The following is a 26,173-nucleotide window of genomic DNA, read 5'->3' as shown; positions in this document are numbered from 1 at the left end:
AAGATACTGCCGAAATGACTTTTTTCGGAACGCACTTCACTACTTACCGCTGCTGCCTAAAGGCCGTCAAAAGTCGGACGATAGCAAGAGCGTACTCACAGTGAACGGGTGTGACCGAGATGGGCATTGAGATCAGTGGAAACAGCGGAAGGCCGCCTGCAGAGGCGGTAGAAGCAGCCAAATCACAAGCAGCCCCCCCGAGCAACAACCAGACCTCGGCGGCGGGCAACGGCGGGGGCGCAAAGACGGCGTCCACCGGCGGCGACAAGCTGAACCTCTCCAGTCAGGCTGCGCAGCTGCAGGCGCTCGAGGCGGAGATCGCCAACCTACCGGTGGTCGATACGCAACGCGTACAGGACGTGCAGCGAACCCTGGCAACCGGTGCATTCCAGATAGAACCGGCGCAGGTCGCGGACAAACTGCTGACCTTCGAAACCGGGCTGGCGCCGAGCTGACGCAGGTGGACCGGGATCAGTTGAGCGGCGCATTCTCCGCAACCGTGCAGGCCAGCCTGCACGGTCTGCAGACACTGCAGCAGCTGCTGTCGCGAGAACAGGCCGCCCTGACCGGGCGCGACCCCGAACTGCTGCAGCAGATCGTGACCGAGAAGCTCGCTGTCCTGAAGGAACTCGCGTCCAGCGTTCAGGCGCGCGACCGGCTGCAGAAGGCTGCCGGGTTTGAACAGAGTCTGGAAGGCGGGAGCACCCTGGTCGATCGACTCGGCCTGCCAGACCTTCAGCGGGCCTGGAACCAGCTCACCGAACTCGCCCAGACCGTCGCCGACCTGAACCTGCGCAACGGTCAGCTGGCCGCACAGGGGCAACGCGCCACACGCGCCGCGCTTGGCATTCTGACCGGGCGCCCCACATCGGACGACACCTACGCCGGATTGCGGCGCCGCGCGAGCGGCGCGGATCGCTACTCGCTCGGGAAGGTCTGAGCCGTCCACGACGACCGCTACCTTGCCGCCGTCTGCGGCTGTACCTTGTGGACTTGCCGCACCTGAGGTGCCTGGCGGCGCCTGCCTTCTCCTGGTGCATGCACCCACATGCCTGGCATGCAATCCGCAAGGTGAATCACGGCACCGCTGTTCGACCCGATTCGCGGTCAACGATGCTGGCACAGGCACACTGCACCATCGTGACGCCACAGACGACGGCTATTCGCCTCGATCTACCGCTTAAGAAATCACGCTTCGAGTCGACGCTATTGCAGACCCTGGCCGCACAGCATATCCGGCATCCGCGACACCAATATCCTTGAAGAGGTATCAGATTCCATGCTCAGAAACTTCAGCATCACGGCCCGCTATGCCGTCGCCGTTGGAATCGCAGTGGCCGTTCAGGCATTGATCCTGACCCTTTTGTCGCTGTCGTTCATGGACGGCAGCCTGACCGACTCGGAGGAGAAGGAACTCAAGGCCGTATACGAAAATGTAATGGCATCGATATCACAAAAGGGTCAGATGGCGCAGGCGATGAGCGCCCTGGTAGCCGAGATTCCCAGCGTACAAACAGCATTTGCGAACGGCCAGAGAGAGACGCTGGAACAGCTTTTCGTCCCGGGCTTCGCGGCATTGAAGTCACAGTACGGCGCCCGGCAGTTCCAGTTCCATACCCCGCCTGCGACTTCGTTCCTGCGCGTCCACAAGCCGGAGAAACATGGCGACGACCTGTCCACGTTCCGCGAGACGGTGGTCGAGACCAACCGCGCCAAGCAGCCGATCACAGGCCTCGAAATGGGTGTTGCCGGCCTCGGAATTCGCGGCATGGTGCCCGTTTCTCACCAGGGCGAACACATAGGATCGGTCGAATTCGGGATGTCGTTCGGACAACAGTTCTTCGATGAATTCACCCAGGAACATGGCATAAAGCTCGGGCTGTACATGCTCAAAGACAATGGTTTGACCGTCTTTGGCAGCACCATCGGGACCCAACCGCTGCTGGAGAAAGAGCACATTATCGAGGCCGTCAACGGCGAGCCTTACTTTGCAGAGCGCACCGTCGATGGCGTACCAGTCGCTGTCTATGTACATCAGATCACCGATTACTCCGGAAAACCGATCGCCGCACTCGAGCTGGTGAAGGACCGGAGCTTTTTTGTCGCCCAAATGAGCGACCTGCAGTCGTCGATGGCATTCGCGGGATTCGCCAGCTTTGCGATCATCGCGTTGCTTGTATGGTGGATAAGCCGCAGCGTCGTGCAACCGCTGCGTGCCACGGTACAGGCATTGGACGAGATTTCCAGCGGTACGGCGGCGCTTGGCGCTCGGTTGCCGGTGAAGGGCCGGGACGAGGTCGCATTTCTTTCCCGTGGCTTCAACACCTTCGTCGACAAGATAGAACGCGTGGTCGAGAAGATGAGCCTGTCGCTCGCCGAACTGAGCGGCATGGCAGACCAGCTGTCCACCGGCGCCACCCACACGAAGCACGGCATGCAACGGCAGAATTCCGAGACCTCGGTTGTGGCCACCGCGATGAACGAGATGTCGTCTACGGTCCAGGAGGTCGCACGGAACACCGAAGAGACCGCGGAATCGGCGAAGAATGCCGGCGAACAGGCACGCACCGGCAAGGACGTGGTCAACAACACGATCGCTGCAATCGAGTTGGTCGCAACGGACGTTGCATCGGTCGACACCGTCGTCAAGAAAGTGAATGACGACACGACGAAGATCGGCACCGTGCTCGACGTCATCCGTGGAATCGCCGAACAGACCAACCTGCTTGCACTCAATGCCGCAATCGAAGCGGCCCGGGCGGGTGAACAGGGCCGTGGGTTCGCCGTGGTCGCCGACGAGGTACGAACACTGGCACACCGCACGCAGCAATCCACGCAAGAGATTCAGGGGACGATCCAAAAACTGCAGCAGAGTGCGGACGAGGCGGTTTCCACGACCGAGAAGAGCCTTGCCCGGACCACCGAGAGCGTCGAGCAGGCGCGTCTTGCGGGCGAAGCACTCGATGCCATCGTCGGCTCCGTGGACACGATCACGCGCATGAGTACCCAGGTTGCCAGCGCTTCCAGCCAACAACGCGCCGTTGTCGAAGAAATCGGTAGAAACGTCACCAACATCGGTGCACTGGCCGAGGAGACCGCGCACGGCGCACAGGACACCGCCGAGATCAGTGACCGGATCGTCGCCATCATGGAGGAACTCGTGGCCGGCATGAATGCGCTCGGTGCGACCGCGTCGACCGCGGCTTCAGTGCTGGAACGCGCCAAGGCCTCGCACAAGGCATGGACGGCCAAGCTGCGGGCCTATCTCGATGGTGTCCGCACGATGGACGAATCCGAGTTGGTCTCTGACCACGAGTGCGCGATGGGCCGCTGGTATTTCTCGACCGGATCGCAGCAGTTCGGTCAACAGCACGAGTTTAGGGCGATCGAGGCACCCCACCGCGAGTTGCACGAGGCGGTAAAGCGCATCGTCGGTCTGAAGGACCGCGGTGACATGGACGCCGCAGAGAAGGAGTACCAGAGACTCGCCGGGCTTTCGGAAAAGATCGTCCATCTGATCGAGAATCTCGAACGCCACGTCGTCTGAACCGGCCCATCGCCGCCACCGCGAGCACGGCGAGGCCACCCGCTCGCCGGCGCATCGCGTCGGGCCCTTTCCGGTCACCCGTGTTACACAGCACCCCCATGCCGCGTTAGAATCGGGGGGTGCCGATGCCGCGGCGCCGCAGGATGCGCAGCAGCCCCGCGAAATCCCCGGCCCATCCCACATCCGCCCTCGTAGCTCAGCTGGATAGAGCGCACCCCTCCTAAGGGTGAGGTCAGAGGTTCGAATCCTCTCGGGGGCACCATTCACTCCGTTCATGTCCCGCCGTTCGGATTCCCGGCCCCTTCGCGGCGTTCGGTGAGCTGCGTCTGTCCACCGGACAGACCGACTCACCTCACCCTCTCGGGGGCACCATTCACTCGTTCGCACCGCACCCAAGTTTCGGACATGAACTACCGGTATCTCAGGTAGAAACGAATTTCGCCCGAATGACGCGCGGACGTTTTCGACGCACACGACGGCCTCGTCCGGCCAAGGGCAGATTTCAAGTACCTTCATTCCAGAATGGATGACGCGTTCCGATAGCGGACCGCGGAGTCCGCCCGGCCCGAACAACACTGCTGCAAACCCCGAGAGACATTCAGCCACCCGGGACCCCGCCAAGATGGCGGGGTTGCCTGCCGGCCTTATCTGGTCGACGCGGCGGACCGCGTGGGCCCGGGCCGCCGCATCACCGATCAGGATGCCGAGTGCAGCTGGATGACTTCCGCGGAGCCGCCAAGGGTGGACGCAGGTTCCGAGATCAGGTCGGAGACCTGATCGAGCTGTTGCTGCCAACGACCATACCAAGCCTTGGCACGTTTACGATCCAGCACCGACAGGCAATCACCCTCGATGCGGTTTGCTGCTGCCCAGAAACTCAGCCCTTTCCAGTCGATGCTACTCATGACATTGTCGTCCAGCTTGGCCAGGTCGATGACCCGCGCGCCATGTGCCTCGGCTTGTGACTTCGCTGCCGAGCGATCGAAGGCGTCGAAGTTTCCGCCGCGACCGAAGTTGCGCACGATCACGAACGACACACCGCGGTGAGCGGAAAAATCATTGATCACACGCTGCAAGAGATCGACCGAATTGCGGCTGCCGTCAGTGACGTGCCAGACGGTGACGGGGATATCCAGTTCTTCTGCCAGGTCGAGCACGCCGCTGTCCTGGACCCAGTCCTGCAGCGCACTGGCGCTTTGCGCCGGCAGGTCGACCAACACGGTCTGGTCGGTATCGATCGCCGACAGCAGGATGGCATCGGCGCTCGCATTGTCGCGCAGGTCCAGCGCCTTCGTGTAGTCGGCGTAGAAACGCAGCAGGTCGCCATGCGACTGATCGCCATCCAGTGCCACGAAAGATTGATTGCGATCGATGAATTCCTGGGCCAGCAGACGTGCCACTGTGGACTTGCCAACACCACCTTTCTCGCCACCCACGAGATGAATCTGACTCATTACCTTGCGCCCCTTCTTGGTGCCTTGCACCAATTTAGTTCCATGAATTTAAGAGAGTTTTTGCCTTCAACCGGGCGATCCCGAGTCGAAGGCGGGCGGATTATACAGACCACTCTTCGCGAGACCAGTGACGAACGCCAAATCATCGAAACATCCGTTTTTCGGCCGCCACTGCGATGCACCCTTGTACGCATAACGCACCAAAAGCGGTCGCATCGGGGAAGAAGCCAGCCTGTCCCTGGCCCCTGAACACGAGCCACGCCCGATACCCGAAATCGAACAACGAAACTCGATCTACCGACGAAGCCAAGCGCTGGTGTCTTCACTGCGCAATGTATCCAGGCGCCTCGACCTTCGGATTACCGGGCTGTTCGCCGACCAGAGAACACCGCTGTTTTGCACAAACCGGTTCCCCGCGTCGCGCCGCGGCGTCGGTTATGATTCGGCGGATGCACATCCTGTTGGTCGAAGACAATCCGGATCTCACCGGCAACCTTTGCGATTACCTCGAGGCGCATCGACACAGCGTGGACGTGACGCACAACGGCCTCACCGGGCTGCGCTTTGCGCTCGAAAACAGCTACGACGTCATCGTGCTCGACCTGATGCTGCCCGGAATGGATGGCCTCGAGGTGTGCAGCCGGCTGCGGGCCGAAGGCAACGGCACGCCGGTGCTTATGTTGACTGCGCGGGACACCCTGGCGAACAAGTTGGAAGGCTTCGACAGCGGCGCCGACGATTATCTGGTGAAACCGTTCGCGATGCCCGAGCTGGAGGCCCGCCTGAACGCGCTGGTGCGCCGCGCCCATGGTGAGGTCGCGAAGTCACAGCTGGTCGTGGCGGACCTCAGGTTCAATCCCGACAACCTGCGGGTCGAACGCGCCGGCCGGCGCATCGACCTGGCACCGATACCGTTGCGCATCCTCGAGCTGTTGATGCGACGTTCGCCGGGTGTCGTTCGCCGCGAGGAGATCGAACGTGAGGTCTGGGCCGACGACCCGCCGGACAGCGATGCGCTACGCGCGCATATCCATGCACTGCGTGCCGCGGTGGATCGCGGTGCCGCCGAGCCGTTGATCCACAACATTCGCGGCATCGGCTATCAGCTCGCATTGGGCGATGACCGCTAGGCGCAGCCTGCGCAACCGCGTCGCGGTCGCGCTCGCGGTGTTCGGCGCCCTGGTGAGCCTGATACTGGCGGTGGTGATCTATGTTGCCTCACACGATCTCGAACGGCAGCTGATTGACGACACGCTGAACGCGGAACTGGACGATCTGGTCGAACGCCAGGCGCGAAATCCGTATTCGTTGCCGGAACGCACTGCGACCATCCGGGCATTCGTCATCCGTGCCCAGGGAGCCCTGGGCAACACGCCACCCGAAGTGGCGTCACTCGCCCCGGGGCAGCACCAGCTGCAACTCGACGGAACGCCCTATCGGGCCGCGATCCGCGAGGTCCGTGATCGGCGCTACGTCGTCCTGTACGACGTCAGCGCCCTGCAGCGTCGTGAACGCGGCTTTGCGCTTCTGCTTGCCAGCAGCGTGCTGGTGATCACGCTGATTTCGGCCCTTTCCGGAAGGCAGTTGGCGACCCGAGTGATCGCGCCGGTAACCGAGTTGGTGCGCCGTGCTGCCGAACTGCGACCGGAAGACGACCACCAGCCTCTGGCCGGAGAGTTTCCTTGGATCGAGGTACAGCAGCTGGCAGCCGATTTCGACGACTATCTGGGGCGCCTGCACGATTTCATCGAACGTGAACGCCTGTTCACCGGCGACGTCAGTCATGAGCTGCGCACACCACTCGCGGTAATCGCCGGCGCCAGCGAGTTGCTGCTGGACGATCACTCCCTGGACGAACGCAACCAGGCACGCGTCGCACGCATCGGCCGCGCCGTCGCCGAGATGAGCGAGATGACCGGCGCACTGCTCGCCCTGGCGCGTGAACAGGACACGGCGTCAGCCGAGACGCCTACATGTGATGTCGCGGCGGTGGTCGCCGACCTGGTCGAACGCTACCGCGAACTGTTCCGCTTCAAACCCGTGGCACTTGCGCTGACCATCTCCGGACACCCACAGCTGCGGGTTGACCGGGCCGTACTGTCGATGGTGCTCGGCAATCTGCTGCGCAACGCCCTCAGCTTCACCAGCGAGGGAAAGGTGATCGTCGAGGTAAAATCCGATGCGATCGAGGTGCGTGATACCGGCACCGGCATCGGCGATCTCGACGTCAGCGCCTTGTTCAAGCCCTACGTGCGTGGCGACGCGAGTGACGGCGCCGGCCTGGGCTTGTCGCTGGTAAGCCGCCTTTGCGAGCGCCATGGCTGGCAGGTCACGCTGGCCAACATCGATACCGGCGGCACCGCCGCGCGCCTGAGCTTCGCGACCAGGCCTTCGCCTGCCTGACCACGGCGATTTAACGCTCCCTTAACGTTCGTTTTGCATTGTCTTAACGCCGACTTCGGTAGGCTTCTTGGGAACAACATTTGATGCCCAAGCCATACCGGAGCGCGCCATGCAGTACATCTCTATTTCTCCCTTCAAACAGGCCCAGGACGACCCGGCGAGCAGTGCGGTCCGCCATGTGATCGTCGCCCTGTCGGTGATCCTGGCGGTGATCGGCCTGACCACCCATCACATGGTGATCGCGGTCATCGGTCTGATCGCGACGCTGGCCGTGGCAGCTCGGATCGAGTCCGCCGGCACGCTCAAGACCTCGGCCGGATCGACACTACGGCGCGCCGACGGCGGGAGCTTCCCCGGGAGCCGAGTCGATACCGTGAGCGACGCCCCCGAAACGCCCAAGGTGCTCGATGGCGGCAGCATGGAACATCGCCATCACATCGGCACGGAGAAGGTGCAGGGCCGATGAAAACCGGAGCCTTCGCCAACACCGCGCAGCATGCCCTCGACCGGGTGGGCACCGGTGCCGGCCTGAGGCGCCTGTTACCGTTCCTCGCTTGGCTGCCCCGGGTCAACCGCGGCACGCTGAGCAGCGACCTGGTCGCCGCGCTGACTGGCGCGATCGTGGTATTGCCCCAAGGGGTCGCGTTCGCGACGATCGCCGGAATGCCGCCGGAGTACGGCTTGTACGCCGGCATGGTGCCCGCGATCATCGCCGCGCTGTTCGGTTCATCCTGGCACCTGGTCTCCGGGCCGACCACTGCAGCGTCCATCGTACTGTTCTCGTCGCTGAGCGCTCTTGCCGAACCGGGTAGCGTCGAATACGTGCGTCTCGCATTGACCCTGACACTGATGGTCGGCGCGATCCAGTTGTTCATGGGTTTCGCACGCCTCGGTACCCTGGTCAATTTCATTTCGCATTCGGTCATCGTGGGATTTACCGCCGGGGCTGCCGTGCTGATCGGCGTGAGCCAGCTGAAGCACTTCTTCGGCGTGCCGATTCCACGTGGCAGCGACCTGTTCGGGACCCTGCACCACCTGATCGCCCAACCGGACGCGATCAATCCCTACGTACTCGCCGTGTCACTGGTCACGCTGTTCAGTGGTATCGCGCTGAAACGCTACCTGCCACGGGTCCCCTACATGATTGGTGCGATGCTGATCGGGAGCCTGACCGCACTGTTGATCGGCGGTCCCGAGCACGGCATTGCCACGGTCGGTGCCCTGCCCGACCAGTTGCCTCCACTGTCGATGCCGGCGTTCGATCTCGCGACCCTGCGCGAACTGGCGCCGACGGCACTGGCCGTGACCCTGTTCGCGTTGACCGAGGCCGTCTCCATCGCCCGGTCGATCGCGATCAAGACCGGACAGCACATCGACGGCAGCCAGGAATTCGTCGGCCAGGGTCTGTCGAATGTGGTCGGCAGCTTTTTCTCGGGCTATGTCGCCACCGGCTCGTTCAATCGTAGCGGGCTCAACTACGAGGCCGGCGCCAAGACCCCGCTGGCGGCCGTGTTCGCCGGCGTGCTGCTGATGGGCATCGTCGTGCTCGTGGCACCGCTGGCGGCATACCTGCCCAATGCCGCGATGGCCGGCGTGCTGATGCTTGTCGCCTGGGGGCTGGTCGACGGCCACCACATTCGCAAGATCCTGCGTGCCAGCCAGTCGGAGTCTGCCGTCATGACGGTGACCTTCCTGTCCGCACTGTTGCTCGACCTCGAGTTCGCGATACTGCTCGGTGTCGGCCTGTCGCTGATCGCCTACCTGAATCGCACATCGCGCCCGCATCTCGAACAGCGGGTGCCGGACCCGAACCTGCCGCGCCGTCGCTTCAACGACGCCAAGGGCCTTGCGCAGTGCCCGAAACTGCGCTTGGTGCGTATCGACGGTTCTCTGTTCTTCGGCGCGGTCAGCCACGTCGCCGAGCGGCTGCGCAACATGGAAGGCCGCGACCGGATACCGCGCGATACCGCGCTGATCGCCCACGGCATCAATTTCATCGACGTGGCAGGAGCCGAGTTCCTCGTCCAGGAGGCGGCACGTCTGAAGCGTGCGGGTCGGCGACTGTACCTATTCCGGGTCAAGCCGGCCGTGTTGGCATTCCTCGAGCGCGGCGGCTATCTCGATGACATCGGGCGTGACGCGGTCTACGAGTCGAAGAGTGCCGGCATCGCCGCCGCGGTCGCACAGCTGGACCACGCGCATTGCAGCACCTGCAGCGCGCGCGTATTCGTCGAGTGCCAGGAACTGGCAGTCGGCGAGACGGGGTGATATGGCCGTGTTCAGTGTTTCGGTAAGGAACGCGCGCCGCATCTACGTCGCGGCAACCACCCTGCTGTTGCTGGTCATCCTGTTCGGGACTGCCCTGCTCTCTTTCGACATCCTCGGGATCGGGTCGCGCCGTAGCGAACTGTACGCCCCGGGCCGCCAGGCACTGGTCGAGGCCCAGTGGCTGCTTGAGCAGACGATTCCCCATGCGGAGACGAAACCGCTGGAACGCAATCTCACGCACCAACACATGAAGACGGTGTTGGACTGGCTGGAGACAGCCGAAGACGTACAGCCGGAACACCGTCAACGCGTCGCGACGCTGCGCGATATGGTGAGCGATCTGCAGGCCGCCGACAGCGCGGCCGAAGCCAGCGCGAAGCAACGCAGCCGGCTCTACACCCGGATAGTGTCTGAACTGAAGTCGCTGATCGAACAGTACAAGTGAACCGCTTCCCAGCGCTCGGGCGCCCGAAGACGCAGCCCCGCTACTGAGCGTCGCCACCCGGGCAGTTTCCGCCGCCTCGGCCACCCGGATCGGTTAATGTTCGCCGATCGACATCCCAACGCGGACAAGCACCGGCGATTATGGAACTCTGGCAGATACTCGTGCTCGCGCTGGTCGGCGTCGCAGCCGGCTGGCTGAACGTGATGGCGGGCGGCGGCTCGCTGCTGACCGTCCCGGTGATGCTGTTCATGGGCATCCCGGGGCCGGTCGCCAACGGGACCAACCGGATCGCGATCCTGGCACAGAACATCACCGCGGTGAGCGCTTTCCGGCGCCGCGGGTTTTCCGATTTCCGCCTCAGCCTCAGCCTGTCGGCCGCCGCTGCGCTCGGCGCCCTGTTCGGCGCGTCGATCGGCGTACACCTCGACGGCGAGTGGTTTGACCGGGTCCTGGCGTTGGTGATGGTCGGGGTCATGCTGCTGATGGCGACCGGGCGCGATGCCGCGAAGCCGGTCGGCGGCGAAGCCCAGCCGAAGAACCTGCTGCTCGGTCATCTGCTGATGGTCGGGGCCGGCGCCTGGGGCGGCTTCATTCAGATAGGCGTCGGCTTCATCCTGATGCCCATCCTGCATCGGGTGATGGGCCTCGACCTGGTGCGGGTCAACATGCACAAGGTGTTCGTCGTGTTGGTCTACACCGTGGTTGCGCTGCTGGTATTCGCCACGCAGTTGGAATTGTTGTGGTGGACCGGGATAGGACTCGCCGTCGGCAACTCGATCGGGGGCTGGCTCGGCGCCCATTCGACAATCTCTCATGGCGCCCCGCTGATCCGCCGCGTGCTCTACCTCGCGCTGATTGCGTTCATCGTCAAGCTGCTGTTTTTCTGAGCGGTACGCTCATCGATATCCGTTCGGGCGAAGCACCGTGCCCCGCCCGCCGGATCAGGCGGCGACGTGTTCGCCCCGGCGTGGCGACTGGCCGTCGCGCCGCGGGGGCTTGACCTGCGCGATCACCTCCCCGATGAGCGACCCCAGGGTCTGGTAGGTCTTTATCTGCGCGCGCTGGTAGGCCGTGTCCGGGGCATCACCGGCGAACGACAGGCGTGCCTCGAAAAACGCAACGTCGGCCTCGAGCGAATACAGGTCCGCGCGCGATTTGGGCCTCAGGTGCGTGGGCGACATCATGCGTTTCATTTTAGCACCCGCCAGGCTGCAACAGAATCTCCATAGATTCCCTGTGGATACTCTTCAACCGCACCGTTGTCCCCTCGGTTAGACAATGATCCGAATAAAAATTTACCGACCCATTAGCGAAAAATCGCTGTGCTAGACTCCCGTTAAACCCCGGTCTTTCGGTAAAAATCCGCATTTTGCCATTAATTTAGGGCGTCCATCCCAAAATGTCCGAATTCCTCGATCGCCTGCGTCGCTCATCTGGATTTTTCGGTGCCAATGCGCCGTTCATCGAGGATCTCTACGAGGCCTACCTCGAGGACCCGACCAGCGTACCCGACAACTGGCGGCAGCATTTCGACGGCCTGCCGCCGGTCGAGGACGTGCAGATCAAGGACATTTCACACCGTCGCGTGCAGCAGGATTTCCTGCAACTGGCGCAGGATGCCGGTTCGCGCGTGCATCGCGCCCCCGGACTGTCCGCCGCGGCCGCCGAGCGCCAGGCCAAGGTTTTGCGACTGATCAACGCCTATCGGGTCCGTGGTCACCTGAACGCGACGCTGGACCCGCTGTGCCTCAAACCGACGCCACCACTGCCCGACCTGCAGCCGACGTATTACGGGCTGACCAAAGACGACATGGATGCGGTGTTCAACACCGGTTCGCTGTTCGCACCGGATCAACTGACGCTGCGCGAGATCCTGGATCAGGTGCAGGAGGTGTACACCGGCAACGTCGGCTCCGAGTACATGCACATCACCAACACGGAAGAGAAGCGCTGGATACAGCAGCGCCTCGAGACCTACCGTGCCAAACCGGAACTGGACGATGACCAGCGGCGCTGGATCCTGCACATGCTGACCGCGGCGGAAGGCATCGAGAAATTCATGCATGCGCGTTACGTCGGGCAGAAGCGGTTCTCGCTCGAGGGCAGCGAATCGTTGATCCCGATGCTGGACGAACTGATCCAGCGCGCCGGCAGGGACGGTGCGAAGGAAGTCGTGATCGGCATGGCACATCGCGGCCGCCTGAACGTCCTCGCCAACATCATCGGCAAGCCGCCGGCACAGATATTCGACGAGTTCGAAGGCCGCCGGCATATACCGGACGAGGGCATTCTGTCCTCCGGCGACGTCAAGTACCACAAGGGCTTCTCGAACGACGTCGACACACCGGGCGGCCTGGTGCACATCACCCTGGGGTTCAATCCATCGCACCTCGAGATCATCAGCCCGGTGGTCCACGGTTCGGTGCGCGCGCGCCAACAGCGGCGCAAGGACAAACGTGGCGAGCAGGTACTGCCCGTGATACTGCACGGCGACGCCGCCTTTGCCGGACAGGGCGTGAACATGGAGATGTTCAACATGTCGCAGGCGCGCGGATACACGGTCGGCGGCACGGTACACATCGTGATCAACAATCAGATTGGATTCACGACCAGCAACATCCTGGACAGTCGCTCCACCACCTACTGCACCGATGTCGCGAAAGTCGTCCAGGCACCGATCTTCCACGTCAATGGCGACGATCCCGAGGCAGCGATCTTCGCCACCCGTCTGGCGCTGGATTATCGCAACCGGTTCAACAAGGACGTGGTGATCGACCTGGTCTGTTACCGCCGCCATGGCCACAACGAAGCCGACGAGCCCGCGGTGACCCAGCCGATGATGTATCAGAAGATACGCAATCATCAGCCGACCCGTGCCGCCTATGCCGATCAGCTGATCGCCGCTCAACTGATCGCCCCGGCCGAGGTGCAAAAGTACGTCGAGGACGTGCGTGCCGAGTTCGAGAAGGGACATTGCGTCGGACGGCCCAACGTGTGCGTAGTGACCAACCCCTACCACGTCGACTGGTCGATCTATCGCGGGATTCGCTGGGACCACCCGGTCGACACCACCTTCGATGCGGAACGCTTCGAAGCACTGGCGGGACAGATCGTGACCCCGCCGGGCGAATACAACTTGCATCCACGCGTGCAGCGCATCATGGAAGACCGGCGATTGATGGCCCAGGGCGACAAGCTGGCCGACTGGGGCTTCGCCGAGAACATGGCCTATGCGACGCTGATCGATCAGGGCGTACCGATCCGCATTTCGGGGCAGGACTGTCGACGCGGCACCTTCTTCCATCGACACGCGATGCTGCGTGATCAGGACACCGGGGCAAGCTATATCCCGCTGCGCAACCTGCACAAGGGCCAACCGAACTTCACCGTGATCGACTCGGTGCTCTCGGAAGAAGCGGTGCTCGCTTACGAATACGGCTACGCAACGGCGGATCCGAGCGCGCTGACCGTCTGGGAGGCGCAGTTCGGCGATTTTGCCAACGGCGCACAGGTGGTGATCGACCAGTTCATCACCTCGGCCGGCGCCAAGTGGGGCCTTTACTGCGGCCTGGTGATGCTGTTGCCGCACGGCTACGAAGGCCAGGGCCCCGAACACTCGTCGGCACGGCTGGAGCGCTATATGCAACTGTGCGCCGAGCACAACATCCAGGTGTGCGTGCCAACGACGCCGGCGCAGATCTTTCACCTGCTGCGCAGGCAGATGCTGCGACCGTTTCGGCACCCGCTGGTGGTCATGTCGCCGAAGAGCCTGCTGCGCCACCCGTTGGCGACGTCGCCGCTGGAATCCCTGACCCACGGGCGCTTCGAGACGGTGATCGACGAGATCGATCCCGTGGACCCGGATGCGGTAACCCACATCGTCCTGTGCACCGGCAAAGTCTATTACGACCTGCTGCAGGCAAGACGTACGCGGGGTCTGCAACACGTCGCACTGGTGCGCCTGGAGCAGCTCTATCCGTTCCCACGCGCCGACTTCGAGATGGTCACCGCACGCTATCCGAACGCCGCGACATTCGTCTGGTGCCAGGAAGAGCCGCAGAACCAGGGCGCATGGGACCAGATCAAGCATCGCTTCCATGACCTCCACGAGAACGGCCGCAGCCTGATCTACGTCGGACGCCCGTCGGCCGCGACACCGGCCACCGGCTACCACCAGGTGCATCAGGAAGAACAGGAAAAGCTGGTGGACGATGCGCTGACCGGACGCCGCGATCCGTCGATGAACCGGCGGGGCTAGGGTCGCGCCGCATGCCAGACAAACGACAGACCGCAGAACACACCTGATGCGTCATCGGGTCACTGGATACAACAAGAGATAAGTTTTGGAGCTCTGATATGCCAACCGAAGTACGCGTACCCACTCTGCCGGAATCCGTCAGCGACGCGACCGTGCTGACCTGGCACAAAAAGCCCGGTGAAGCGATTGCGCGCGACGAAAACCTGGTCGACCTGGAGACCGACAAGGTCGTACTTGAGGTGCCGTCACCGGTGGCCGGCGTGCTGAAGGAAACAGCCGTCGAGGAAGGCGCAGTGGTGACCGCGGACCAACTGCTGGCGATCGTCGAGGCCGGTGCAGGCGCCGCCGCCGTCGCGTCCGAACCCCCGACACCGCCGGAAAAACCGGCCGACGAGAAACCGGCCGCACCCAGGGCGACCCAGGCCGCGAGCGAGCCCGAAGACGACCTCGACCAGGTCCTGACGCCAGCGGTACGCCGACTCGTGAAGGAACTCAATGTCGATGTCAGCAAGATCAGCGGCAGCGGCAAGAACGGGCGAATCCTCAAGTCGGACGTCATGGCCTATCTCGACCGGCAGACCACGACCGAAGATGACGCCGATGCACGCGCAGCAGTCCCCGCGGGCGGTGCCGTGGCGCCCGGCGAGCGCCAGGAAAAACGCGTACCCATGACGCGCCTGCGTGCACGCATCGCCGAACGCCTGGTCGAGGCGCAGCAGAACGCCGCGATCCTGACGACGTTCAACGAGGTCGATCTCAAGGCCGCGATGGATCTGCGCGCGCGGCACAAGGATGCGTTCGAGAAGGCCCACGACGTCCGTCTGGGCTTCATGTCGTTTTTCGTCAAGGCATCGGTCGAGGCGCTGAAGAAGTTTCCGGTCGTCAATGCGTCAGTCGATGGCAACGACATCGTCTACCACAACTATTTCGATATCGGCGTCGCGGTCGGTTCGCCACGCGGCCTGGTGGTGCCGATCCTGCGCAACGCCGACCAGATGTCGTTTGCGCAGATCGAGGACACGATCCGTGGATTCGGCCAGAAGGCCAAGGACGGTACGCTGAGCTACGACGAACTCGCCGGCGGCACCTTTACGATCTCCAATGGCGGGGTGTTCGGCTCGATGCTGTCGACACCGATCCTCAATCCGCCGCAGAGCGCGATCCTCGGCATGCACAATATCGTCGATCGCCCGGTGGTCGAAAACGGCGAGATCGTGATCCGGCCGATGATGTACCTGGCGCTGTCGTACGACCACCGTATCATCGACGGCCGCGAAGCGGTGCAGTGCCTGGTGACGATCAAGCAGTGCATGGAAGACCCGGCGCGCATGTTGTTGGGAGTCTGAGCTTGGCGAACACCGATGGCACGACCGTAATCCGGCAGCAGGACCTGATCCAGAGCGTCGCCGACGCACTGCAGTTCATTTCGTACTACCACCCGCTCGACTACATCCAGGCCGTGGGCCGCGCCTATGAGCGCGAACAATCGCCTGCGGCCAGAGACGCGCTCGCGCAAATCCTCTCGAACTCGCGCATGTGCGCCGAGGGGCACCGACCGATCTGCCAGGACACCGGTGCCGTCGTGGCATTTCTCAAGGTCGGTATGAAGGTGCGCTTCGAAGGCGAGATGAGCCTCGCCGACATGATCAACGAAGGCGTGCGGCGCGCCTACCTGCACCCGGACAACAAACTGCGCGCCTCGATGGTGGCACCGCCGATCGGTGCGCGCACGAACACGCGCGACAACACGCCGGCGATCATCTACACGGAGATCGTTCCGGGCGCTCAACTCGAGATCGCGCTCGCGGCCAAGGGCGGCGGTTCGGAAAACAAGTCGAAGTTCACGATCCTCAACCCGAGCGACAGCATCGTCGACTGGGTCGTCAAGACGTTGCCGACGATGGGCGCAGGCTGGTGTCCCCCGGGGGTTCTGGGTATCGGCATCGGCGGTACCGCCGAGAAGGCGCTATTGCTTGCCAAGCAGTCGCTGATGGCACCAATCGATATCGACGAACTCCGGGCACGCGGGCCGTCAAATGCGATCGAGGAGCTGCGCCTGGAGATCTTCGACAGGGTGAACGCGCTGGGGATCGGTGCCCAGGGGCTCGGCGGTCTGACCACCGTCGTCGACGTCAAGATCCTCGACTACCCCACGCACGCGGCGTCGCTGCCGATAGGCATGATCCCGAACTGCGCCGCGACCCGGCACATCGAATTCCAGCTCGACGGCAGCGGCCCGGCCGTGCTGACCCCGCCACGCCTCGAAGACTGGCCGGACGTCACCTGGCAGGTCAGCGCATCGGCAAAGCGCGTCGACCTCGACAAGCTGACGGCCGCCGAGGTGCGCAGCTGGCAACCGGGTGATCGCCTGCTGCTGAACGGCAAACTGTTGACCGGCCGCGACGCGGCACACAAACGGATCCAGGATCTGCTCGACAGCGGTCGGCCGTTGCCGCCCGGCGTCGACTTCACCAACCGCCTGATCTACTACGTCGGTCCCGTCGACCCGGTGCGCGACGAGGCGGTCGGACCGGCCGGACCGACCACGGCGACACGCATGGACAAGTTTACCGAGATGATGTTGTCGAAGACCGGCCTGATCGGCATGGTAGGCAAGGCCGAGCGCGGACCGGTCGCGATCGAATCGATCAAGCGGCACGGGGCCGCCTATCTGATGGCGGTGGGCGGCGCAGCCTACCTGGTCTCGCAAGCGATCCGCTCGGCGCGCGTGGTCGCGTTCGAGGATCTGGGCATGGAGGCCATCTACGAATTCGAGGTGGTCGACATGCCCGTCACGGTTGCAGTCGACAGCCAGGGTGAATCGGTACACGAAACCGGACCCGCAGAATGGCGGGTCAGGATTTCCGAGATGTCTCGATCACGCTAGCGACGGGACTGGGCCGGCTGACCTCGCGCAGATCGGAGTCATCCTCGGCCGGAACCAACACCGTTTCATGAAAAACGGACTCGTTGAACAGCGAGTGATCCGGGGCGTATTCGCTGACGCAATCAATGGCGTCGTTCGAGGCGATACTGGAAATTCTCAGATAGGCATGCCGGGAACGTTTATACATACCGCGCACGGCGGACGATTTTTGTGACATCGCCAGTGCCGTCTCACGCATGTCGATGACATAGGCGGTACGCGATCCGCGGTGTTCGATCGGAGGACCCACCTGGGTGAGGTTCAGGCCGAGTTTCCGCAACAACCTGGCAAACGCATCGGTGACCAGGAACACGCAGTAGGTCAGCTTGCGCTTCAGCGTGAAAATGACCATCGTCCGTATCATTCCGATCGTTACCTCGAACTGCTGAGAGTTTCCGATCGGACCTATACCCCAGGCTTCCAGCGAGTTCGGTGCCGGCTGAACGGCTGTGTCGAGCGTGGCGGGGTCACGGTTGCGAATGATGCAGAAACGCGAGATCTCAGCGACCGGCATCGAGGGATCCTTGAGCTTTTCCCGGTCGAAGGCTCCCAGGCTGTCGATCGGCAGCGGGTACCCCGGTTTGGGCAACACAAGCCGCGTCGCCGCGACCCACTGCTGGGTCTTTTTACTCTGTACGATGAAGTGCGCGGACCGATCATCCCAGGCGTCGGTCTCTCGTGCAGTCGAGAATGCCTCGGGGTCCTCGAATCCTCGGTCCAGGCAGAAGACCTGGTATCGGATCCGTTGATGCAGTGCCACCCCCCAAGGGGTATCCGCAAAGCAGACTCTGAAATTTTCATCAAACATTTACGTTGCCCTACCGCGCGACGTCCGCTTTGCAGATGTGATATTCCGCCCCAGAACCGCACGGAGCCCGGTCCGTGATTAAATAGCATTGTCATGCCAGCTGCCAGAACTTGCGGCCCAACGTGTCCACATCGGCGTGCGCGGTTATTCCGGTCCGACCAGGCACCAGCCCCCCAGAGAGGCATTGCAGGCCGCCGACAGATGTGCGGCGCTGCCGGCCCTTTACTTTGCAAATCTCTATAGGACCTAAAATGAGACAATCATCTAAAAGATAACGACCGGCGGCGGTCTGCGCGAGGTCGTCGCAAGAAGACCGGCCCCAATCATGGCCGCGACTTTCGACAGTATGATGATAATAAGAACGTGGTTCTGGGCAGGGCCTGAATCTGTGACTACCCTCACATCGTCGGCTGCAAACCAACGCCTACCTCGCAACGACGACGGCATGCCCCGATCTCAATCGATCGGTCCGATCGTACCCTCGCGTGTGAGAATCTCCCAGACGTCGTATCGTTCTTCCTTCACCCGCGCCAACAGTGTCCGCAGCTCGATGAAACACGGCTGCCGCTTGCCGTGATATACAACCTCAGGGCCGATGTTGTTGAAATAGATACCGATTCTTGAAAGCAGTCGCAGCAGCGCGCGTTCCATCACCGAACACCAGTGGGTGACACCGGATTGCGCACTCATCACCACCAGCGACTCGATCAGGCCCAGCGTGATATGCGGCGCCAGGCGGCGATTGGCCATGTCCTTCTGCGCGGCCTCCATGGCGGCCAGCGATTCCTCGGTGACGGCGGTCGGCGAGCCGGCCTCTCCGATACGGCGGCGGAACGACCGTGAAACGGCAAACCGCGACACCTCCGCCATCGTCGCTCTCGGTATCACGTCTGGATCACTCAATGCGGGCTCTTCACACACCAGGTCGATCGGAAGGCTGCGCTCGTTCGGTCGCTCCGGTTCCGGCAAGATCAAACGGACAGTACCGGCGATCATGCCGCTGGGCCGGTGAATCAGCAGACTATGTAGCGACCTTCCGTCGTAGGCGTCCTCTTCGGAACCTTCCGGGTAGTCGGCGGGATCCTCGAATTCGTGCTCAATGCAATAAACGTGATATCTGAGTCGATAGGACTCCAACAGCAGGTCGGGCTTGTCATCCACGACAACGGCTTTGAAATACTTGTTGTAGGCGTCGATCAGCCGTTCGCCGCTATCCGTGGTTGAAGTTTCGTCCATTCCACCTCCCGACATCTAGATTGCATCGTGCGGGCGGACGACAGGCACTCGACCGAGCCACGAAACGTGGCTGCCCGCAAATTCCGAACAGGTGGTCCGTCAAGCGGCGGTCCAATCCATAACCACCAAGCGATAACGCAGCATTACCGGTCACTGAGTCCCACATAAGCGAAATGTGCACAATACGGTGATCAGACATCGTCTCGGTTTTGGAACGACCGTACAAGGCTCTTTAGTTCTTTATCAGACGGTCCATCCCCAATCGCACCGACCGGGCTTTGGGTGGCGGACCGTAACCGACTCTGCCCATGAATACCGCGGCCTGCGCAGTTTCTTTGCCCACCAGACGGTCCAGCTGATCGCGTAGCTGGGAAGCCTGTGTCTGTGCCTTTTCCGATTCAGTGAACCGCCGCCCCTGCCTGACATAGCCCGAGAAGATGAGCGGCGTCATCTGCGGCTGGAACTGGATACCGAGGCTCGCGGCGGTCAACCAGAACCGCTGCAGTGCGCCGCCTGCATCCAGGAACCCCTGCAGACTGGTAGGTTCCTGCTCAGCGACGATCAGGAAATGCGCCGCGCAGTGCAGCGCCGGTCTGTAGTCCAGGATCAGCCTCGGGATCACCGTCCCGGCGAAGAATCGATTGAGGAAGGAGACGCGATCCCAACTCTGCATCGCCCATCGCATGGCTTTCAGATTCACCACGTCGAGCCCGATCGCCGCATCCGGGATCTTGTCGGCACTCGTCTCGGCATCCCATTCGATGATCCGTTTGTGGACCTCGTAGGCCTCCTTGATGGTGAGGCGGATCTTCGCGTTCTGGTAAAGCAGGCGCGCCATGTCACGTTTCTGTTGTGGCTGGTCGAGCCATCTAACAGTGTAGGCCTCGCCCACGGATTGCTCGAGCGCAGCACGATGGCTGGCGGTCAAAGACATGGTCGACAACGGCCGACGTTGGGTGGCCCGATGTTTCATGAACGGCAACAGGGTATCGCCGGTTCCGCTCGCGGCGTCGGCGTCTTCTGCGAGCGTGACATCGATCGTGGGCTGCGTTTCGTCCATACCTTGGCGGATCGAAAACGTTGCCGACAGCCCTTCTCCCCGGGCGGCGATCCGGATGTTTTCCAACAGGGCACCGATCGCCAACTGGCTGGCCCGCCCTTCCAGATCGTAAACGCACCAGTCGCGCGTATCCGATCCGTGGATGACGAACCGATCGTCCGACAGAATCTCGAATCGCCAGGGCTGGGTGTTGTCGCCGCTTGGCGCCCATCTCGCCAGGTCCAGAATGCGCAGGATCGCAGTATCGAGGCCGGCCTCGGTCGGCCGAGCGGCGCCGCCCTTGGCGGGCGGACGCCCGATGAAGTGGCGGCGCGCCAGGTTGAGCGCCAGACGCTGCAGCGGATGTCGATTGCCTCCCGGCCGCCAGGCATGCGCCTGCCTGCCGCTATAGGCGTCGTATTGCAGGGCATGCGGTGCCGGCCAGACCTTGCCGCGGTGAAGGAGTATCTTCAGCACTTGTGTCGCCGCCGCTCCCGCGCACAGTTCGCACCCCATTGCAGTCGATGGGCCGCGGTGACCCGGCAGGTCGATCGTCGAAGGATCGACCAGGGCATGACGGTGCACCGCTTTCGGGGCCAGCCCGACGAAGAACCGCAACAGCTGTTCGTTGAGCTCCTGACCTTCGAGTTGGAAATACTCCTCGAAACTCATCTCGCCCGGCAGAAAGTTGATGACCGCGGTACCCATTCCCAGAGGCGCGGCGGTGACCGCCGGAATCCCGAGTTCTTTGCACATGCCGAATATCGCCCGACGGGCCTCCACGGCGAAGAAATCGAGACCGTCGAGATAGAGATCCACGTCCTGGAGGAATTCACGATTGTTCTCCGGACTTACGCCCTTGTCGAAAATCCGCAGATCGAGTTCCGGGTTGATATCCAGGGCCCTTTCGGCGAGCACCCGGACCTTCTCCTTGCCGACGGTTGCAAGCGACGCACCCGCTTGCCGGTTGAAGTTCGCCAACTCGAAGGTATCCAGATCCGCGAGGTTGAATCGGCCGACCCCGAGCCTCACCAGGGTGAGTAGATGGCTACCGCCCACTCCACCCATGCCCGCGATGGCAACGCGTTTGCCGCGCAACACCTCCTGTTCCCAGGGGGTCATCCACCCGATGTTGCGGGAGAACGCCGTTGCATAATCGAATTGTTGAGTCACTGCCTGCCACCGACTGCCGAAAAAGAGAGTTTGGTACAAAACAAGTTAGTCGACAGGAAACGGCTTCGCTTTAGGTAGGCCTGTTATATACATCCCTGTCGCCGGCACCGATCGAGCCCTGCCTGACGGCTAATCCTGCCTGGCCCCGCGAAAGACGCCAGGACGGTGTACGCATGCCGAACGCGGGATAGCCGGCCGGTTGCCACGTGCTCTGGGCGGGTATCGCAAGACTTTTGTGAAGCGCCACCGGTTGACGCACCGGACGATAGGCAGGCAGTCGATCCCAGTCAATGCGAACTACGACTGCACCGGATGACCGGAGGGGACGGCGAATCCGACGTTACGAACAGACAAAAAAACCGCGCCCGAAGGCGCGGTTTCTTTGGAACATCCGACGCTATGCCTGATCAGGCGCGACGACGGCGTGCACCGAAGGCCAGCATGCCCAGACCCAGCACGGCGATGGTGGCAGGCTCCGGCACGTTGAAGAACGCGTTGCCTGAACCATCTGCGACCGAGCGGAACGGATCGGTCACGCTGCCGGGCGGATTGACCGACGTGGTGTTGCCGTTGAAGTTGATCACCATGTGGAACGGCACCGGCGCAGACAGGAAGGTCGAACCGAACGCGGTCAGCGCCCAGTCGTCCCAAACGATCTCGAAGTCGCCGTTGGCCAGACCACCGAACAGGTGGGCTTCGGAACCCGGGACCATGGCGGTAGCGGTACCGACCAGGATGTCGTCACCGTTCATACCGGTGACCGCACCGAGGATCCCGTCGATCGTGCCATCAGCTGCCGGCAGAGCGAGGTTGGTGTTCTGATCCGGGTCGAGGTACAGGCTCAGCGTGCCGGTCACGAAGCTGGCGGTGATGCCGACGCCGTTGAACGCCGCATTGCCGGTCAGTTCGAAGATGCCGTACATGCCGTAACCACCAGCGATCGCAGGCGAGTTAAGGAACTGTCCGGGAGTATCGGTTCCGTTCTTGAACGAAGACGCTTCGAAGAAGCCCTTCTCACCGAAAAAGTCACCGTTCAACACGCCGCCGTCGTTGGTCTGCTCGATCACAGCGGTGTAGCTGAAGTCAAAGCTGTCGACTGCGAGATCGTTAGCACCCGGGACGCCCGGGACCACGCCTTCCGAGACGGTGAAAGGCAGGCCATCGCCGACTGCCATAGCTCCGCTGCTTGCGACGCCGAGGAGGCCGGCAACGCCGAGCGCGAGCGCCTTTGTCTTACTGATCATCATTTGTCTTCTCCGTAAATCGTCCATTTTTTGTAACTGGATTTTGGGGATTGCGCCCTTACTGCGCTCTCGCCCGAAAGTATGCACCCCGCGTGCCAAAATGATTATCCATTTGTTTTTACTTCGTTTTTTTTCCGCTTGTTTCCTGCTTTCACCGAACAGAGCTGGCACCTGATAAAGAACCTGACACTTCGAAATCGCTCTGGGCAGGCGCCACAGGGGTTTGGTCGCGGCGATCGGAACGCAGCGGCCCAGCCGGGCACTGTGCGCCACCGAGGGCTTGCTACCCAGGCGCGGAGCGGATCGCTTGGGGACCGCCGAGGTCGGCCCGCCCGAAAAATCGCCCGGCCAATCCAAGCCCCTTCAAAATCATTAACTTAGGTCAAGAGCGGAGCCCCCTCCGGGAGACCGGCCCGGCAGAGGCGCGACCCCTGACGTGGACGGCCAGGAGCGCGTGCTCTGTAAAGAAATCTGTCACTGGCGCAACTTCTCACGACTGGCGCGAGCCCGCCCCTTCCGCGAACCCTGGCTGGATGGGCTGTCCGGCCCGGCTCGTCTCTCACAACGCCAGGATCGATAGGCATCCATCCAACCACCGCGGCTCGGCAGAGCCGTCAACGTGGCGGCGATGCGCCCCCGCTGGCCTTTCTTTTCAGGGCATCGAGGGTCGCCGGGTCGAGCGAAGCCGAGGCCGGGCTTTCCAGCACCAGCATTGCGCGTTCCGACTGGCCGGACCGCGCCAGCAGAACGATGTAGGTATCGAGCACGGCAGGGTCCGCCGGTGCGATCGAATGCGCCTTTTCGGCGAACGCCAGGGCCTCGGAAGGCGCGCTGTCGCGCAACCACCACGCCAGGTTGTTCAGGATCACCGGGTTTTCCGGATACCGCTCGGCCAGCGGGCGCAGCACCGATACGACCTGGTCGCCGCGCCCCTGTCGCGCATAGAGACCGGCCAGCGCCAGGGCCGCCGGGGTGTCCTGCGGGTGTGCAGCAGCCCACTCCGACAAGGTCCGTTCGGCCGCTTCGGGCTGGGAGGAGGCGAGCTGAGCCGCGACCAGCTCCAGCAGGTTCCGGCTCGACGGCGCGACCGACTGCAGCTGCGTGCTGAAGCGCAACCAGTCGCCGGCGCGTCTGTCCCGCTTCGCCAACGCCGCCTGCACCGCCAGTGCCGAAGGATGCGCTTCGGGGAGACCAAGCGATTCGAAAAGTCGGGACGCCTCGTCGATCTCACCGACATCGACCAGCAACGGCAGGCGGGCCGTCGCGATCGCAGGGTCGTCCGGTGCCAGCCGCTTGGCCTCGTCCAACGCCCGTTTCGCCTGTTCCAGGTCGCCACCCGCCACGTGGGCCTCTGCCAACAGGATCTGTGCCTCGGCCGCATCCGGCCTGAGGTCTGCGGCCCTTTCCAGGTCCACCAGCGCCGGCCCGGACTGGCCCAACATCTGTTTGGCCTTGGCCCGCTGGATCAGGATATCCGGGTTCCGAACGTCCGCGCCTTCCGGCAGGACGCTGAGGACTCCGCGCGGATCCCGTTCGAACAGGAGTTGGTTGGCCAGCAGGATACGCGGCAGCATGTTCTGCGGCGCAATCTCGATCGCCTTCCGAAGCAGCGTCTTCATGGTACCGACATCCCCTTCGCCGCGGGCGAGTTCCGCGGATGCGGTCAGGAGACCCGCATGGTCCGGGTTCTTTTGACGTGCCTCGTCGAGCAGCTTACCGGCCGCTGCCGAATCACCTTCGTTTCTCAGGACCTCCGCCAACAGGACCGATATCTCCGGCTCGCCCGGCACCAGACCCAGACCGGCCCGGAACGTCTGCTTGGCCTCATCCCTGTCACCCGAAGCCAGCTGCGCCAACCCCAGGACCCGGATGGCCTCGATACTCCCTGGCGACTTGGCGCGGTATTTTTCCGCCGCCGCCAGGGCCTCCGGATGCTTCTTCTGGTGCAACAGGGCGATGACGAGCGCCGCATTGACCTGTTCCGCATCGGGCTCCGCCTGCGCCGCGCGCTGCAGCAGATCCAACGCCTTTTCGGGCTGTTTGGCGCGCATCAACTGCAACCCGACCTGGACCTGGAGATCCAGTTCGTCCGGTGACGCCGCTGCAATCTGTTCGAGATAAGGAACGGCCTCCTGATTTTTCTTCTGCGCCTGCAGGCTGGCAACCAGCAGCTTGATTGCCGTCTGATTTTCCGGATAGGCATTCACCACGGAACGCGCCATTTGCTCGGCGACCTCCGGTTGCTGGGTACGCAGCTTCACGTTCGCGGCGAGCAGGCGCGCAGCCACCAGGTCCGGGGCCACCGCGAACGCCCGGTCGGCCTGCTCGGCCGCCTGGCTGAGATTTCCCAGCGCCAGGTTCGCCAGGCCGAGCAATACTGCGGTCGGTACGTGATTCGGCTCGAGCTCGTAGCCACGACTCAGCGCCTGCTGGGCCTGGGCGTAATCCCGCTTGCGGAAATGCGCCAGCCCGGTCACATACCACGCCGATTGCAGTTTGGGGAGTTGTTCGTTGAGCTTTGTCGAATCTGCCAGCGCCCCTTCCAGATCCTCCCGACGCAACCGCAGCGATGCCCTCTTCAGACGGTCGGGCGCGTTGACCATCCGTCGCTCGATCGCCGTGGTGTAGGCCTGCTCGGCCTTTTCGAGGTCGCCTGCACGTTCCGCGACATCACCCGACATGCTCCACGCCAAACCATAGTCCGGATGGTTTCGGGTCAGTTCCTCGAGCAGCTTGCCCGCGGCCTCGTACCTTTCGTTGGCAATCATGACCTGCGCGCGCGCGGCAGCTGAAAACCGTGACGATGGAGCCAGCGCGACCGCACGTTTGGTATCGTCATCGGCCTCCTCCTTGCGTCCCGCATCGAGCTGCGCCAGTCCTTGCGCCGCCAGTATCTCGCTGCGCGACAGATCGGACAGACCGGGGACTTCGCTCAGCTCCAGCACCTCGGCATATTTCCCCTGCAGTACAAGGGACTGGGCCAGTAGAGGCAATATCGAGTCGTCGTTCAGGCCAAGCGTCTTGGCGCGCTGAAACTCCTTCTCGGCCGAAGCACCGTCTTCCAGTTCCAGATAGATGGTGCCAAGCAGCCAACGAGCACGACCGTTGTCCGGCTCCGACTGCAACAGCGACTTGAGCTCGACGACCGCTGCACGGTATTCACGCTGGTCGGCGTGTTTTTGTGCAGACGCAAGGAGTTCGTCAGGCGATGGGCCGCAACCGCCGATCAGCAGGGCGAAAGAAATGGCGCAGAAGAGTCTGGAGGGGAAGAACCGCAGCATCGGTAGAAATCCTGTTTCGCGAATCCGAGATTTGAAATTGTTGCTCCGCGGATGCTGTCGCCGCATCCGGCATGGGCAGACCTTGCCCTGG

At 62.8% G+C, this 26,173-nt stretch carries 19 protein-coding genes and 1 tRNA gene; 13 read left to right on the top strand and 7 right to left on the bottom strand.

Features of this window, described 5'->3' with window-relative positions; all coding sequences use genetic code 11:
* Positions 1-119 precede the first annotated feature (119 nt).
* The 4 genes from flgM to H6955_09365 all read left to right on the top strand — a co-directional run bounded on the left by flgM (position 120) and on the right by H6955_09365 (position 3,809).
* Entirely contained in the window at positions 120-455 is a 336-nt protein-coding gene (gene flgM / locus H6955_09380) for a flagellar biosynthesis anti-sigma factor FlgM (protein MCP5313757.1), read from the top strand.
* A 5-nt stretch (positions 456-460) separates the two neighbouring features.
* Positions 461-940, top strand: a complete 480-nt coding sequence (locus H6955_09375; protein ID MCP5313756.1) for a flagellar protein FlgN — start codon at positions 461-463, stop codon at positions 938-940.
* A 339-nt stretch (positions 941-1,279) separates the two neighbouring features.
* Positions 1,280-3,547 carry a CZB domain-containing protein gene (locus tag H6955_09370; protein ID MCP5313755.1) on the top strand — a complete coding sequence of 756 codons (2,268 nt, stop codon included), beginning with the start codon at positions 1,280-1,282 and terminating at the stop codon, positions 3,545-3,547.
* Positions 3,548-3,732: 185 nt separating this feature from the next.
* Positions 3,733-3,809: transfer RNA gene (locus H6955_09365), tRNA-Arg, on the top strand.
* A 433-nt stretch (positions 3,810-4,242) separates the two neighbouring features.
* On the opposite strand, the gene H6955_09360 is transcribed toward H6955_09365, so the two are convergent.
* Positions 4,243-5,001, bottom strand: coding sequence for a mobilization protein (locus H6955_09360; GenBank protein MCP5313754.1), 759 nt, complete (start codon positions 4,999-5,001; stop codon positions 4,243-4,245).
* Between the two features lie 449 nt (positions 5,002-5,450).
* On the opposite strand from H6955_09360, the gene H6955_09355 reads away from it, so the two are divergent.
* The 6 genes from H6955_09355 (at position 5,451) to H6955_09330 (ending at position 11,004) form a co-directional block, all read left to right on the top strand.
* Complete coding sequence (locus H6955_09355; protein ID MCP5313753.1) at positions 5,451-6,131, top strand: response regulator transcription factor; 681 nt, start codon at positions 5,451-5,453, stop codon at positions 6,129-6,131.
* The gene (locus H6955_09350) at positions 6,121-7,404 is read left to right on the top strand and encodes a HAMP domain-containing histidine kinase (protein MCP5313752.1); all 1,284 of its coding nucleotides are present in this window, start codon (positions 6,121-6,123) and stop codon (positions 7,402-7,404) included. Before H6955_09355 ends, H6955_09350 begins: the two co-directional genes overlap by 11 nt.
* A gap of 109 nt (positions 7,405-7,513) precedes the next feature.
* Complete coding sequence (locus tag H6955_09345) at positions 7,514-7,870, top strand: hypothetical protein (protein ID MCP5313751.1); 357 nt, start codon at positions 7,514-7,516, stop codon at positions 7,868-7,870.
* Positions 7,867-9,672 carry a sulfate permease gene (gene sulP, locus H6955_09340; GenBank protein MCP5313750.1) on the top strand — a complete coding sequence of 602 codons (1,806 nt, stop codon included), beginning with the start codon at positions 7,867-7,869 and terminating at the stop codon, positions 9,670-9,672. The genes H6955_09345 and sulP overlap by 4 nt, the downstream gene beginning before the upstream one ends.
* 1 nt (position 9,673) lies before the next feature.
* Positions 9,674-10,117 carry a hypothetical protein gene (locus H6955_09335; protein MCP5313749.1) on the top strand — a complete coding sequence of 148 codons (444 nt, stop codon included), beginning with the start codon at positions 9,674-9,676 and terminating at the stop codon, positions 10,115-10,117.
* A 140-nt stretch (positions 10,118-10,257) separates the two neighbouring features.
* Entirely contained in the window at positions 10,258-11,004 is a 747-nt protein-coding gene (locus H6955_09330) for a sulfite exporter TauE/SafE family protein (protein ID MCP5313748.1), read from the top strand.
* Between the two features lie 54 nt (positions 11,005-11,058).
* Here H6955_09330 and H6955_09325 read toward each other — a convergent pair whose 3' ends face one another.
* Positions 11,059-11,310, bottom strand: a complete 252-nt coding sequence (locus H6955_09325; protein ID MCP5313747.1) for a hypothetical protein — start codon at positions 11,308-11,310, stop codon at positions 11,059-11,061.
* A gap of 206 nt (positions 11,311-11,516) precedes the next feature.
* On the opposite strand from H6955_09325, the gene H6955_09320 reads away from it, so the two are divergent.
* The 3 genes from H6955_09320 (at position 11,517) to H6955_09310 (ending at position 17,262) form a co-directional block, all read left to right on the top strand.
* Complete coding sequence (locus H6955_09320) at positions 11,517-14,375, top strand: 2-oxoglutarate dehydrogenase E1 component (GenBank protein MCP5313746.1); 2,859 nt, start codon at positions 11,517-11,519, stop codon at positions 14,373-14,375.
* A gap of 98 nt (positions 14,376-14,473) precedes the next feature.
* Positions 14,474-15,721, top strand: a complete 1,248-nt coding sequence (gene odhB / locus H6955_09315; GenBank protein ID MCP5313745.1) for a 2-oxoglutarate dehydrogenase complex dihydrolipoyllysine-residue succinyltransferase — start codon at positions 14,474-14,476, stop codon at positions 15,719-15,721.
* 2 nt (positions 15,722-15,723) lie between these two features.
* Entirely contained in the window at positions 15,724-17,262 is a 1,539-nt protein-coding gene (locus H6955_09310; protein ID MCP5313744.1) for a fumarate hydratase, read from the top strand.
* Here the strand turns inward: H6955_09310 and H6955_09305 are convergent.
* The 5 genes from H6955_09305 to prsT all read right to left on the bottom strand — a co-directional run bounded on the left by H6955_09305 (position 17,231) and on the right by prsT (position 26,082).
* Positions 17,231-18,109 carry a PEP-CTERM/exosortase system-associated acyltransferase gene (locus H6955_09305; protein ID MCP5313743.1) on the bottom strand — a complete coding sequence of 293 codons (879 nt, stop codon included), beginning with the start codon at positions 18,107-18,109 and terminating at the stop codon, positions 17,231-17,233. The two genes, H6955_09310 and H6955_09305, sit on opposite strands and share 32 nt — an antisense overlap.
* A gap of 456 nt (positions 18,110-18,565) precedes the next feature.
* On the bottom strand, positions 18,566-19,345 hold the full coding sequence (locus H6955_09300; GenBank protein ID MCP5313742.1) for a PEP-CTERM/exosortase system-associated acyltransferase: 780 nt from the start codon (positions 19,343-19,345) through the stop codon (positions 18,566-18,568).
* A 232-nt stretch (positions 19,346-19,577) separates the two neighbouring features.
* The gene (locus tag H6955_09295; protein ID MCP5313741.1) at positions 19,578-21,557 is read right to left on the bottom strand and encodes a ThiF family adenylyltransferase; all 1,980 of its coding nucleotides are present in this window, start codon (positions 21,555-21,557) and stop codon (positions 19,578-19,580) included.
* Between the two features lie 407 nt (positions 21,558-21,964).
* Positions 21,965-23,158 (bottom strand): flocculation-associated PEP-CTERM protein PepA, encoded by a 1,194-nt coding sequence (gene pepA, locus H6955_09290; GenBank protein MCP5313740.1) that lies wholly within the window; start codon positions 23,156-23,158, stop codon positions 21,965-21,967.
* Positions 23,159-23,415: 257 nt separating this feature from the next.
* The gene (prsT, locus tag H6955_09285) at positions 23,416-26,082 is read right to left on the bottom strand and encodes a PEP-CTERM system TPR-repeat protein PrsT (protein ID MCP5313739.1); all 2,667 of its coding nucleotides are present in this window, start codon (positions 26,080-26,082) and stop codon (positions 23,416-23,418) included.
* Positions 26,083-26,173 lie beyond the last annotated feature (91 nt).

The sequence above is a fragment of the Chromatiaceae bacterium genome, from assembly GCA_024235395.1.
Lineage (GTDB): Bacteria > Pseudomonadota > Gammaproteobacteria > Chromatiales > Chromatiaceae > Thiosocius.
The sequence above is the reverse complement of the archived record's forward strand: the minus strand, read 5'-3'. Positions and strand labels throughout refer to the sequence as shown.

Bases quoted from the DNA above. Each gene is read 5' to 3' on its own strand.
- odhB (MCP5313745.1), top strand. From the start codon at position 14,474: ATGCCAACCGAAGTACGCGTACCCACTCTGCCGGAATCCGTCAGCGAC.
- H6955_09345 (MCP5313751.1), top strand. From the start codon at position 7,514: ATGCAGTACATCTCTATTTCTCCCTTCAAACAGGCCCAGGACGACCCG.
- H6955_09355 (MCP5313753.1), top strand. From the start codon at position 5,451: ATGCACATCCTGTTGGTCGAAGACAATCCGGATCTCACCGGCAACCTT.
- H6955_09305 (MCP5313743.1), bottom strand. From the start codon at position 18,109: ATGTTTGATGAAAATTTCAGAGTCTGCTTTGCGGATACCCCTTGGGGG.
- H6955_09370 (MCP5313755.1), top strand. From the start codon at position 1,280: ATGCTCAGAAACTTCAGCATCACGGCCCGCTATGCCGTCGCCGTTGGA.
- H6955_09300 (MCP5313742.1), bottom strand. From the start codon at position 19,345: ATGGACGAAACTTCAACCACGGATAGCGGCGAACGGCTGATCGACGCC.
- H6955_09335 (MCP5313749.1), top strand. From the start codon at position 9,674: ATGGCCGTGTTCAGTGTTTCGGTAAGGAACGCGCGCCGCATCTACGTC.
- sulP (MCP5313750.1), top strand. From the start codon at position 7,867: ATGAAAACCGGAGCCTTCGCCAACACCGCGCAGCATGCCCTCGACCGG.
- prsT (MCP5313739.1), bottom strand. From the start codon at position 26,082: ATGCTGCGGTTCTTCCCCTCCAGACTCTTCTGCGCCATTTCTTTCGCC.
- H6955_09330 (MCP5313748.1), top strand. From the start codon at position 10,258: ATGGAACTCTGGCAGATACTCGTGCTCGCGCTGGTCGGCGTCGCAGCC.
- H6955_09320 (MCP5313746.1), top strand. From the start codon at position 11,517: ATGTCCGAATTCCTCGATCGCCTGCGTCGCTCATCTGGATTTTTCGGT.
- H6955_09325 (MCP5313747.1), bottom strand. From the start codon at position 11,310: ATGAAACGCATGATGTCGCCCACGCACCTGAGGCCCAAATCGCGCGCG.
- flgM (MCP5313757.1), top strand. From the start codon at position 120: ATGGGCATTGAGATCAGTGGAAACAGCGGAAGGCCGCCTGCAGAGGCG.
- H6955_09360 (MCP5313754.1), bottom strand. From the start codon at position 5,001: ATGAGTCAGATTCATCTCGTGGGTGGCGAGAAAGGTGGTGTTGGCAAG.
- H6955_09350 (MCP5313752.1), top strand. From the start codon at position 6,121: ATGACCGCTAGGCGCAGCCTGCGCAACCGCGTCGCGGTCGCGCTCGCG.